Origin of the sequence: Shewanella amazonensis SB2B (assembly GCF_000015245.1) — a bacterium.
Lineage (GTDB): Bacteria > Pseudomonadota > Gammaproteobacteria > Enterobacterales > Shewanellaceae > Shewanella > Shewanella amazonensis.
In genome coordinates, this window is sequence record NC_008700.1 from 1,973,379 (window position 1) to 1,985,803 (window position 12,425).

Genomic DNA, 12,425 nt, shown 5'->3' on the forward strand with positions numbered 1-12,425 from the left:
TTCAGCCCATATTGCACTGTGTGATTGTCTATCAAGAGAAGAGGGCGAACCTCAGGGGGGGCGACATCCAAGACCAAGTGGCAACACTCTGGTTGCCACCCTATGGCCAAGGTGCGCAGGCTAACGCTAGAGGTCGAAGCTGTAATAGATATCCAGCGACTGGCCAACGGTTCCAGACACAGTTTCCAGATACAGCTGCGACAGCAGATAGTACCTGACCGTCATTTCGTAGCCTGGATTAAACACTCCCACGCCATACTTCACCATCAGGTTTTCTCCTATGTAGCCACTGATGGCAACCCTTCCTTCATCATTGGTATCCAGCTGTACGTTGGAGAAGCCAAATTTTTCGACAAGGGATGTCGCCGTGCTGCCAATGTTGCCAATGGCCCCCCCCGACAGGGATGAACTCAGCGACAGTGCCGCTCCCATCATCAACGCATTGTTGTCGCCGCTGCCGTTGCTGGCAAAGCCTTTACCTTTGAGAATGTAAGACAGGATCTCCGCCTGTTCTTTTGATGGATTGGAGAACAGGGTTACCTCGGGCGCCATACCTGTACCCGTGATCCTGACACCGGCAATCAGGTCCTCGTCTTTTATCTCACGAATGGCCTCAATGTTGAGGTTAGGTAGCTGCGGAGGGCCGACAAACTGAACTTCCCCCTTGGGGATCTTCAGGGTTTGACCCATAAACTTGTAGCTGCCACTGAGCACCTTTACGTCACCGAAAAGTAAAGGAGGTTTGAAGGCTTGTTGCTGTAATCGCAGGGTACCGTCGAGTCTGCCTTTAAGGCCCATGCCTTCAATTTTAACCTGATCGCCAACCCGAATATTGAGATCGGCCGTCACACCGTAAGGACTGGTCTTTTGTTCAGCTTCAGCAATGGAGTCATCAAATACCACATCAGGGGATACGGCGACCCCACCTTCTGCAAGCTGCACTATTTTGATGTTTCCGGTTGGAATATTGACGCTGCCCTTGAGATCCAACATGGCCGCATCAAAAGTAAGAGTCACATCGGGTGATACGTCGAGTAATGCCATGGGCGGCACTATTACCGCCAGTTTGTCGCCTTTCACGGCCAATTCACCACTGAATTGACCATCGGGCCAGGCGAGGGAGCCCTCGATGCCCCCTTTACCGTCGCCCATCACCCAGCTGCCATTGAGGCTGGCCTGTTGGCCCGCAAAAGCCAGCAGCATGTCAACATCGCTTATCAGAGTGGGGTTGGCACTGGCGGAAAATGCCCCATTGGCCAGCGCAAGGTTGCCACTGACCTCAGGCGACATCAGGGTACCGGCCAGTGTGAGCTCGCTGCTTATCTCACCTTGGAGGGTATCCAGCTGGGGTAAAAACTCTCTCAGCGCTTCGAGTTGTATCCGGTCAAGATGAATATATCCGCCCAGCGCCCGGTCGGGTGTCACAGCAATTTCGACGCGGCTATCCAGCGTTGCGAGCCGGGAGGAGCGCAGGTTCAAATCTGCGGTCAGCGTTTCGGGACTGAGACTGGCTTTGGCTGACAGCGCTTCAAAGCCCACTTCCACTACTTTGCCTTTGGGTCTTAACAGTGTGACTGAGCCGGGCTCGAACACCAGGCTCAGTTCACCTGCCGGCTTGCGTTTGGGGCTCCAATCTACAGCGGCGTCGAGGCTGGCTTTGCCTTTCCAGTCCATGTTTGTTGGCAGCAGCTTATCTATAATGGCCCCGGGCTCTCCCCGGAAACTGATGGCCACATCACCGGTACTGCCCAGTGTGGCAGGTCTCGGCAGACAAAGCGCATTGTTACCTTGGGTAAAACAAGCCTCGTTCAGGGTACCGCTGTTACTGGCGAGTTCCCAGGTCAGGTGCAAATCCTGAGATAAGCCCCAGTCACCAAACTCGCTGCCGAGATCAAAGCGGGTGACGCTTGCCTCGATCAGCTGCGTTTTTTCATCAAACTGGCTTTCCACCACAGTATCGAGGCGGATATCGCCAAAGCTTTCTGCCCGCAGTTTTTGTTTGTTGATATCGCCCTTGGCACCCAGGGTAACCGACTCAAGTTTGCGACTGCCAAGCTGTAAGGCACTCCCTTTCAGCGACAGGGCAAATTCATGCTTGGCGAACGGTTGGTACAAGCCCTTTATCGCGAGTGACTCAAGCTGGGTTGTACCAAATTTAATTGCTTCGCCCTGGGCTTGCAGGTTCACCAAAGGATCTTTGTTGCTACCGCTAACATCCAGATTGGCCATAAACTTGCCGTTCAGACCTTCGGCCAGAAGCGATAAATCTGGAGCCAGAATAAGGCCTTGCAGATCCCAGTCGTCTTCAACATTGCCGTTAAGGGTCAGTTTGGCGCCCATGGCAGTTAATAAAAAGTCCTGTGCACTGAGGTGCAGTTTCTCATTAACTGTTACATCGCCCGTCAGGGTGACTGGAAAACCCGCCAGTTCGCCGTGAATATCCGCTTGGGAAAGGCTGATTTGCCACTGGTTTTTGACTGTGCCGCGTGTTTCAAAGGTGCCACTGGTTTCAAAGGCGCCATCAAGGCTGCCCTTGGGTAAGGTCACGCCTTCCGGCAGCACAAGGGCAGAGGGTGTGAGCTTGTCAAAGCTGACACCCGCTCGCCAGTCCAGGCCGTCGGCATAATTCAGTGTGCCACTGAGATGAATATTTCCAGGCTCACCAGACACTGCGGCTTCCGTTATTTCAAGAGACTGCGCCTGATGACTGAGTACGGCGTTAAGCAAAAGCGGGGTATGAAACGGGGTAATGACATTGCCATTGATACTCGCCTGCTGGGCATTCAGGTTACCGCTTGCCACTACCGAGAGCTCCTGACCCTGGTATTCTGGCGCCTGCAGCGGCCAACCCACATTTGCCTTGCTCAGGGTAAGCGTAAAGGGCACTTCAGGATTTGTCAGGGCCGCCCCGGCATCCAGCTCAAAATTCAGGGTACCCTTAGCCTGCACCTTCAGGGTGAGCTGTGACAGGTTGCCGTTGACGTCGAGTTGCAATTGTTGCTCGCCGATATCGGGAAAACGTGACGGCGAGTGGGTGTTGACATTGAGCTTAAGTGCCATGGGATAGTCCGCAGACAAATCCACAGTACCTTTCAACTCCAACTCGGCTTCAGGGTGTTCGAGCTTAAGCTCCTGCAGCGTAAGTGCACTGCCTTCGAAATCCGCTCCCAGCAGCAGGCGACTTATCACTTCGTCCTCACCAAGAATGGCAAGGTGAGTGTCAGTCAGATCAGCTTTCAGCAATTGCAGGTTCATGGGCAAGGCGATGGTCGGCAAGCTGGCAAGGGGCCAGCTTCCTTCTGTCGGCGCTGCGCTGTCCATGGCAGTGTTATCGGACGTGATGGTACTGCCTTGAGCCCCGGTATCTGCCTCGCCCGGTATGGGAATGAACACCTGTAAGCCACGGCTTTGTAGCTCGTCGACTTTTAGCCCATCCTCCTGCCACTTGGCAGCCGCCATCAGGTAATCGGCACCAAATTTCATGGTATCGACGCGTACATCGACTGACGTTAATTGCGCCTTATCCAGGGAGATACTGAAGGGCAAAATCAGCTTTTCAGTCGCGGGTGCGGGCTCGCTTTCACCTTTGGGGAGTTTGTCAGTTTCTATTACCAGGGCTAAGCCGTCGAGCGACAGATTTTGCACACACAGGCCTTTGGCAAGCAGGCAGGATGGCTGCCATTCCACCAGCAGCGCTTTGCCTTCAACGGCAATTCCATCCATGGACCAGCGTATATCACTCAAAGCCAGGTCACGGTTAATAGTGCCGCTGACATAGCTGGCGCTGAAATTGGGCACCAGACTTGCGGCAAGACTTACCGCGATACGCGCACCAAAGGGGGTACCCAGCACCAACGCCAGCAGCACAAGGAAGAGCAGCGGGATATAAACAACCAATCGGGTAACAAGCTTGAACAGCGGCCAGGGGTGGTACCAAGGCAATACCTTTGTTACCGGCTTGGGCGTGTTTGGGGAGTCAGAACCCATTGACGGCGTGGTTTGATTCATATCCTGGCTCATAGTTCGCTTCCCATAGTCAGGTGTATACGCCACGAGCGCTCCAGCGTATCTGTCTCGGTCAGGCCTACGCCCAAATCGAGTTTGATTGGGCCTATGGGGGAAATCCAGTGTACGCCGCCACCAACCGATACCACGGGTTCAAACTTGTCCTTATCAAACGCGTTACCGGCATCAACAAAGGAGCCCAAACGCCACGATGGCGTCAGATAATATTGATATTCCAGGCTGCCGACTGCGAGGTAGCGACCACCTATGACTTCACGGGCGATTTGCCCATCATCATTGGTGAACTCGATATAGGGACCAATTTCCTGAAATGCATAACCGCGAATACTCTGATCGCCGCCGGTGAAATACCTCAGGGACGGTGGCACCAGTGCCAGATCGCCATCGCTCACCAGGTTCAGACCAAAATCGGCTCTGGCGACGAGGCGATGCTTGGTAAAGAAGGTGTCAATCCATTTGAATTTGGCTTGAAAGCGGCTTAAACGCGTGGCGGAGCCCAGGCTGGGGTCGGCATAGTCAACACTGTAAGACTGACGGTAACCCCACTTGGGGTCGAGTGTCGCATCCCCCCTGACCGTATTGGACAGACTAAATCCGGCCAGCAGGAAAGACGGGGAATAATCGGTATCAAACTGGGTGTAGCTCTCGCGGATAAAGTCCAGCGAATACCCCATCAACCAGCCATCGCCCAGAGACTGCTGCCTGAGTACCCCCAGCAATTGCTTGCTGGACTCCAACTGACCTGTGTTTCTGAAATCCAGATCTTCGGGTTCATATACCTGGGTCACGCCGTATTTATCCCGCAGCAGACCGAGTCTCAGTTTTAATTGATCGTCCAGCGGATGGGTGAGGGGAATGGTATAGGTGGTTAAAAATTTGGGACGGTCGGGCGACCACTCGATACTGGTTTCCTGAGAGTGGCCGTGGCTGTTAATTTGTGGCGTGCGCCAGGTCACCCTGACCCTGGGCTCGAAGGTACTGTCGCTGCTCGAGCCTATATCGCCACCCAAACCCAGCTCGATGGAATGATCCGGACGATTATCCAGTTCAACTTTAATGGGAATTTCCCCGTTCTCGGCCTTATCAAGCTGTGGCAATACCTTGGTTGAGCGAAAATAACCGGTCTCCTGCAAGCGGCTGTTCAGCGCCGACAGCCGACGGGTTGCATAAGGGCTTTGGTGCTCAAAGGGAATGAGTCTATCCAGAAAGCCCTCATCCAGGGTGTGGCCCTCAAAGCTGACATCGCCAAGGCGATATCGGGCGCTGGAATCAAAATGCAGGCTGATGGTAGCGCGATTCTCATCGCGGTTTACCCGGATTTCTGCCTTGGTGTATTTGCCATCAAAGTAGCCCCGGGACAGCGCGATGGCGCCAAGCTCGGCTTTAAGATTTTCATAGTTGCCGTGATTGAGCACCTGACCCGGCCTCAGGCTGACGCCATCAAGCCAGGTGTCAAAGGCGGCGTCATTCAGCATTTCACCGGCAAAGCGGATGTCCACCCAATCGATACGGGTTGGCTCACCGGGAGAGACAGTCAGTGTCAGCTCCCACGGACCTTTATCATGGCGAATGAGGTTTTGGTTGAGCTCACCGTGGTAATAGCCCACTGATTGCAGAGCAGCGTCAACGCTGTCCTGCACATTAAACAGGAAGGCACGCCTTTGTACCTCGGACTCCGGCAGGGAACCCAGGTGTGCACGGATATTTTTTTCGAGCGCTTCATCTACGCCGCTGACATTTATCCGCAGTAAAGGATCGTTTGCTGCACTGACAGGCAGGGCGCCAAACAGGGCTGCGGCTGTCAGAGGATATAAAAATTTCACTTTCAAAGGCGCAAAAGTCCCGGATTGCAGTTGTTACTCCATTGGTTTTTATTGTCGCTGTATCCTGCATGCCCGGCAAGGCGGGATTGTGTTTGGCGCGCGAAATCGTTAAAAAGAACACACAGTTGTCACACTAAAGCAGAATAAGATGAACAAGTATCCCGCGATATTCACAGCCCTTTTTAGTCTTGGAGTAGTCATGACCCCGGCGTCAGCACAAGAAAATCCCTTTGGCATCGCCATTCATGGCGGGGCCGGTACCATTTCCAAGGCCAGGCTGACGGACGAGCAGGAGCAGGCCTACCGCGACAAATTGGAAGAAGCGGTAAACGCCGGTCACAAAATTCTGGCCAAGGGCGGCGACAGTCTGGACGCGGTCAAGGCTGCTATCAATATTCTTGAAGACAGCCCGCTGTTTAATGCCGGTATGGGCGCCGTGTACACCTTTGACGGTACCCATGAACTCGATGCGTCCATCATGGATGGCAACACCATGAATGCCGGTGCCGTGGCCGGAGTTAAGCACATCAAAAACCCCATCGATTTAGCGTTGGTGGTGATGAATAAATCTGATCACGTGATGCTCTCCGGTGTCGGCGCAGAAGAATTTGCCCTGACCCAGGGAATGCCTCTTGTGCCAGCCAACACCTTCGATACCGACAGCCGTTACCAGCAGCTCCTGGATGCCAAAGCAAAAATTAACGCCGCCGAAAGCGCTGCCAAAGACTTCCATGCATCGGCCACCAGCCTCGACCTTGACTACAAGTTCGGCACCGTGGGCGCGGTTGCACTGGACAAAAACGGCAACCTGGCAGCCGGGACCTCGACCGGGGGGATGACGGCCAAGCGTTTTGGTCGTATTGGTGACTCCCCGGTTATCGGTGCAGGAACTTATGCCGAGAATGGTGTGTGCGCGGTATCTGCTACCGGCCATGGCGAATACTTCATTCGCTATCATGTGGCGGCCGACATTTGTGCACGGATGAAGTATCAGCAAAAAAATGTCATTCAGGCATCAGATGAGGTGATTAACCAGCGTCTGGTGGAGGCTGGCGGCAGTGGAGGCATTATCGCGATTGATGCCCAGGGCAATGTGGCGACGCCCTTTAATACTGAGGGCATGTACCGTGCAAGCCGGGTAAATAAGGACGCTCCCTTGATCATGATTTGGCGCGATAAATAACAGATTGATGCAATCGAATCCCTCGGCAGGCAATCACCGCAGTTTTTTCCTACACTTGGAAGGTAACAACTGACAGGGGAATGCAATGGATTCAATTAAAGTCAGGGAGCATATGGACAGGCAAGCCGTATTGCTCAAACCTGATATGACGCTTGCCACGGCCGTAGAGCTGTTGTTGGAAAACAAAAAAAATGGGGCACCCGTGGTAGATAATGACAAGCATCTGGTGGGCTTTTTATCCCAGCAGGACTGTTTGGCCACCATGCTCAAAAGCAGCTATCACTGTGATTTAACAGCAACCGTGGCGGATGTGATGCGCACCGATGTGCTGCAGGTATCGCCAGATGACAGCGTCCTGCGGCTGGCCGAGCAAATGACAGGCGCCAAGCCCAAAATCTACCCCGTGGTGGATAACGGCAAGGTGATTGGCATTATCAACCGGACTCACGTGCTGGCTGCGATGAATGTCTATATGCAGCAATGCTATCTGGCACCGGCCTGATTGTTTGATGTTATCCGCTTAAAAAGCCCTGCCAGTCAGGGCTTTTTTCATACCCAAATGCCGCACTTCTTGTTAGGATCCCTGGTCTTTGTTTCAGGCAATGGAAACCGGTTTTGAGCGCTGCAAGACACTCTCTCTCCCGTGCATATTTACAACAATGTTATCAATCGGATGTAGCCCGTATTCGTCGTGAACTCAGAGACATAGAACGTCTCGGAGATGAGACTGCCAAGGCCGCTGCATTCGAGCGGCTGGCCGAGCGGGCCGAGGCGGCCAAAGCCAAGGTGGACGCCAGGCTAAGCGCGCGTCCACGGATCCACTATCCCGATAATCTGCCGGTCTCGCAAAAGCGTGATGACATCGCCGAGGCCATCGCCAAGCATCAGGTGGTGATCGTTGCCGGTGAAACGGGCTCTGGCAAAACCACTCAGTTGCCGAAAATCTGTCTTGAGCTTGGCCGGGGAAGTCGTGGCCTGATTGGCCACACCCAGCCACGTCGTCTGGCCGCCCGCAGTGTGGCGACCCGGGTCGCAGACGAGCTGCAAAGCCCATTGGGCGAAGCCGTTGGCTTTAAGGTGCGCTTTGCGGACGCCATCAATGAAAACAGCTATATCAAGCTGATGACCGACGGTATCCTGCTGGCGGAACTGTCGTCAGATAAGTATTTGAATCAATACGATACCCTTATCATTGACGAAGCGCACGAGCGTAGCCTCAACATCGACTTTATCCTGGGTTACTTAAAGCAGCTTCTGCCGAGGCGCCCGGATCTCAAGGTTATCATCACCTCTGCCACCATCGATGTTGACCGGTTTTCAACGCATTTTGACAAGGCTCCCGTGATTGAGGTGTCGGGGCGCACCTACCCGGTGGAAACCCGCTACCGGCCGCTGGTGAAGGATGACGAGCCGGATCTGGATTTAATGGACGGAATCTTTGAAGCCGTCGACGAGCTGATGGCAGAAGGCCCGGGCGATATCCTGATTTTTATGAACGGTGAGCGGGAAATCCGTGACACCGCCGAGCAGCTCTCCCGCAGGCAGTACCGCGATACCGAGGTATTGCCGCTTTACGCGCGCCTGTCCTACGGTGAGCAGTCCAAGGTGTTCAAGTCCCACACCGGCAGGCGAATCGTGCTGGCCACCAACGTGGCCGAAACCTCGCTTACTGTGCCCGGTATTCGTTACGTGATTGACCCGGGCACGGCTCGCATCAGCCGTTACAGCTATCGCACCAAGGTGCAGCGTCTTCCTATCGAACCTATCAGTCAGGCCAGTGCCAATCAGCGTCAGGGACGTTGTGGCCGGGTAGGGCCGGGTATTTGTATTCGTCTCTATGAAGAGACGGATTTTCTGTCGCGGCCGGAATTTACCGATCCGGAAATTCTGCGCACCAATCTGGCGTCTGTCATCCTGCAGATGCTGGCTATTGGCCTGGGCGACATCAAGGGCTTCCCCTTTATTCAGCCCCCCGATGAGCGCCATATCAAAGACGGCTTTTTGCTGCTGGAAGAACTCCAGGCCATCAAGCTCAAGAAGGGTTTGCCGCAGATGACGCCTCTTGGGCGCAAGCTTGCCCATGTGCCGCTTGACCCCCGTCTTGCCCGTATGGTCATTGAGGCCGCCGACAGAGGCGCCTTGCATGAAGCCCTTGTGGTCACCTCTGCATTGTCCATTCAGGATCCGCGGGAGCGTCCACTTGAGAAAAAGCAGGCTGCAGATGAAGCCCACAGCCGCTTTGCCGACAAAGACTCGGACTTTGTGTCCTTGCTGAATTTGTGGAACTACATCAAGGAGCAGCAAAAGGCACTCTCCGCCAGTCAGTTCCGCAAATTGTGCAAGCAGGAATATCTGGCCTATCTCAGGGTGCGGGAGTGGCAGGACTTGTACACCCAGGTGCGCCAGAGTGTTCACGAGCTGAAACTCAAACTGAATAGTGTGCCGGCGGACTACGATAGCCTGCACCGCGCGCTCTTGTCGGGTCTTTTGAGTCATGTTGGTTTTAAAGACAACAACAATGAATATCTGGGCGCCCGCAATCGCCGCTTTTATGTATTCCCGGGCTCGCCGTTGGCGAAGAAAGGCCCCAAATGGATAGTGGCGGCGGAGCTTACTGAAACCAGCCGTTTGTTTGCCCGTGGCTGCGCCAAAATCGAGCCCGAGTGGCTCGAGGAACTTGCCGCGCATCTTATTAAGAAGCAGCACAACGAGCCCCAATTCGAAGCCAATCAGGGCGCCGTGGTGGCGTTTGAAAACCAGGTGCTATACGGGCTTACTGTTGTGAATCGCCGTAAGGTGCAGTACGGTCCCATCAATGCCATTGAAGCGCGGGAAATCTTTATCCGCAGTGCCTTGGCTGAAGGTCAGCTCAAAACCCGGGAAGCTTTCTTCCTCCATAACCAAAAACTGCTGGAAGAAGTGGAGTCGCTCGAACACAAGTCCCGTCGCCGTGACATTCTGGTTGATGAGCAGGTGCTGTTCGACTTTTACAATGAGCGACTGCCGGAAGGCATCTACAATGCGCCCAAGCTTTTCAGCTGGTGGAAAGAGGCCAGACGTAAGCAGCCGGAGCTTTTAAACTTCAATGAAGACATGCTCTATGCCCGTCAAACGGGGCACATCTCCAAGTTGGACTTTCCCGATGTATGGCATCAGGGCAACTTAAGCTTTGCCCTGAGTTACCATTTCGAGCCCGGCGCAGAGGATGATGGGGTCAGTGTCCATATTCCGGTGGCGCTTCTCAATCAGGTCGAAGACAGTGGCTTTGACTTTTTGGTGCCCGGCCTTCGGGAAGAAAAATGCATCGCACTGATTAAGTCACTGCCCAAATCACTGAGGCGTAACTTTGTACCGGCCCCGGATTATGCCCGCGCGGCAGTTCAGGCTATGTCACTGGATTTGCCGCTTCTTGAATCCCTTTCCAAGCAATTACTGCGCATGACGGGCACCCGTGTAAGCGGTGAAGACTTTGTGTTGACTGAGCTGCCTAAACATCTGTTGATGCATTTTAAAATCGAAGATGACCACGGCAAGCTGGTGGGCGAGGGTCGGGATCTCGATGCCCTTAAGGCGAGTTTGCAGGGCGTTGTGGCCAAGGCTATCCGTCAGGTTGCCAAGTCCGGCATTGAGCAAGCCGGGCTGACAGAGTGGAGCATCGATGATTTACCGGCGCAGTTTCAGCGCAAAAAAGGCAACTATGAAGTCAAAGCCTTCCCCGCGTTGGTGGACGAAAAAGAGTCGGTGGCGGTTAAGCTGTTTGATGATGAGCACCAGGCGCAGAAAGCCCATGCCCAGGGCGTGCGTCGTTTGCTGCTTATCAATATCCCATCGCCGGTAAAACATCTCCAGCAGGCGCTGCCCAACAAGGCCAAGCTGGCCATGTACTTTAATCCCTTTGGCCAGGTACAGCTGCTCATTGAAGACATCATAGATGCTGCTGTGGCGCAGATTTTGGACGAGCAGCGGCTTGAAGTACGTACCAAGGCCGGCTTTGATGTTGCAAGGGATGCGGTACGTGCCGACTTAAACAGCGTAGCTGAGCAAATCTCCCTCAAGGTGGAGCAAATTCTTACGCTGCACAATCAAATCAAAAAACGTCTCAAGGGCAAAATAAGCCTGGATATCGCCTTTGCAATGAGCGACATCCAGACGCAGCTTGACCGATTGGTATACAAGGGGTTTGTTGCCGACTGTGGTCACGCAAGACTGAGCGACATTATCCGCTTTTTAAAAGCCATAGAGCATCGATTGGAGAAGCTGCCAGTGGATCCGGTGCGTGACAAGTTGCAGTTGCTGTCCATCCACAAGGTGGAGCAGGCGTTGGAGGCCCAGCTTGCCAAGGTGCCAAAAAGCCAACCCGTACCTGAGCATCTGTTGGAGGCACGTTGGTTGATTGAAGAGCTCAGGGTGTCTTTGTTCGCTCAGGTGCTGGGAACCTCAGTGCCTATCTCAGAAAAACGGGTGTTGCTGCACATTCAGCAATAGGCTGGTGTGTCCCCCCTAATCTGGGTTTCGCTCCCACAAAGGTGCTGCAAACACAGGCAGTACCTCCCCATTGTGAATACCGGGCTGTGATCTTCATCACGGCCCGTTTTTTATCTGCCTACCTCTTTGTAAATATTTTTCAAAAATCGGTCGTTTGACGCTGGTCAATTGGCGCTTTTTTAGCCTAGTTTTAGCAAAGGCTGAATAGCAATATCCTGCATATAAGATAAAAAGCAATCGAACTAAGCGCTTGAAAACCATGACCCCCCTAAAAATACATAGAAATAGATGATCTGGATCAAGCGGCAATCTTTTTACCGATTTAGGGGTATACAGTTCGTTAACATTGAACGCGTATGATCGAAATCGAAAGAGAAGCTGCGCTGACTGAATGAAGTAACGATGCAGCCAACATGGGGCAATGCCCGAGGCCGATGGAGGAAACATGAGTTCCGATCCCAAACAAGATGAAAAGAGTCTGGAGCTGAAGATCTTTGTCTTTCTGACCGTATTTTTGGCGCCGCTCCTGGCAGTAGGCCTGGTGTCTGCTCTGGGGTTCGCCATTTGGATCAGCCAGATATTCACCGGTCCACCGGGTGCGGGTTGAACCCGGTTCCAAACAGAATTTATCAATATAACTGGAATGTCCTATGAGCAATGAACTCCACGTTTCCAGCCTGATAGTGCAGGTGTTGCCAGAAAAAATGGCCGAAGTCCGCGGGCTAATTCTGCAAATGCCCGGTGCCGAGTTGTCGGTGAATAACGAGGTCAAGTTGGTGGTGGTGTTGGAGGGCAACTCCCAGAAAGAATTGCTGGCCGGAATCGAAGCCATTAACGCCCTGCCGGGCGTGATGTCGGCCACCATGGTTTATCACCAGAGCGAAGTGCTGGAAGAGGATGAGCAATGA

The 12,425-nt window shown here is 53.6% G+C and carries 7 protein-coding genes; 5 read left to right on the forward strand and 2 right to left on the reverse strand.

What is annotated here, in order from left to right; translation table 11 throughout:
* Positions 1–126: 126 nt before the first annotated feature.
* The gene (gene tamB / locus SAMA_RS08440) at positions 127–4,020 is read right to left on the reverse strand and encodes an autotransporter assembly complex protein TamB (RefSeq protein ID WP_011759730.1); all 3,894 of its coding nucleotides are present in this window, start codon (positions 4,018–4,020) and stop codon (positions 127–129) included.
* On the reverse strand, positions 4,017–5,855 hold the full coding sequence (locus SAMA_RS08445; protein ID WP_011759731.1) for an autotransporter assembly complex protein TamA: 1,839 nt from the start codon (positions 5,853–5,855) through the stop codon (positions 4,017–4,019). Before SAMA_RS08445 ends, tamB begins: the two co-directional genes overlap by 4 nt.
* A 193-nt stretch (positions 5,856–6,048) precedes the next feature.
* Here SAMA_RS08445 and SAMA_RS08450 point away from each other — a divergent pair, with 193 nt between their 5' ends.
* The 5 genes from SAMA_RS08450 (at position 6,049) to SAMA_RS08470 (ending at position 12,425) form a co-directional block, all read left to right on the forward strand.
* A complete protein-coding gene (locus tag SAMA_RS08450) occupies positions 6,049–7,032 on the forward strand; it encodes an isoaspartyl peptidase/L-asparaginase family protein (protein ID WP_011759732.1) in 984 nt (327 codons plus the stop codon).
* Between the two features lie 85 nt (positions 7,033–7,117).
* Positions 7,118–7,534, forward strand: a complete 417-nt coding sequence (locus SAMA_RS08455; RefSeq protein WP_011759733.1) for a CBS domain-containing protein — start codon at positions 7,118–7,120, stop codon at positions 7,532–7,534.
* A gap of 113 nt (positions 7,535–7,647) precedes the next feature.
* Positions 7,648–11,517 carry an ATP-dependent RNA helicase HrpA gene (gene hrpA, locus SAMA_RS08460; RefSeq protein ID WP_011759734.1) on the forward strand — a complete coding sequence of 1,290 codons (3,870 nt, stop codon included), beginning with the start codon at positions 7,648–7,650 and terminating at the stop codon, positions 11,515–11,517.
* 445 nt (positions 11,518–11,962) lie between these two features.
* Positions 11,963–12,124, forward strand: a complete 162-nt coding sequence (locus SAMA_RS08465) for a periplasmic nitrate reductase, NapE protein (RefSeq protein ID WP_041409746.1) — start codon at positions 11,963–11,965, stop codon at positions 12,122–12,124.
* Between the two features lie 43 nt (positions 12,125–12,167).
* Positions 12,168–12,425 carry a chaperone NapD gene (locus SAMA_RS08470; protein WP_041409749.1) on the forward strand — a complete coding sequence of 86 codons (258 nt, stop codon included), beginning with the start codon at positions 12,168–12,170 and terminating at the stop codon, positions 12,423–12,425.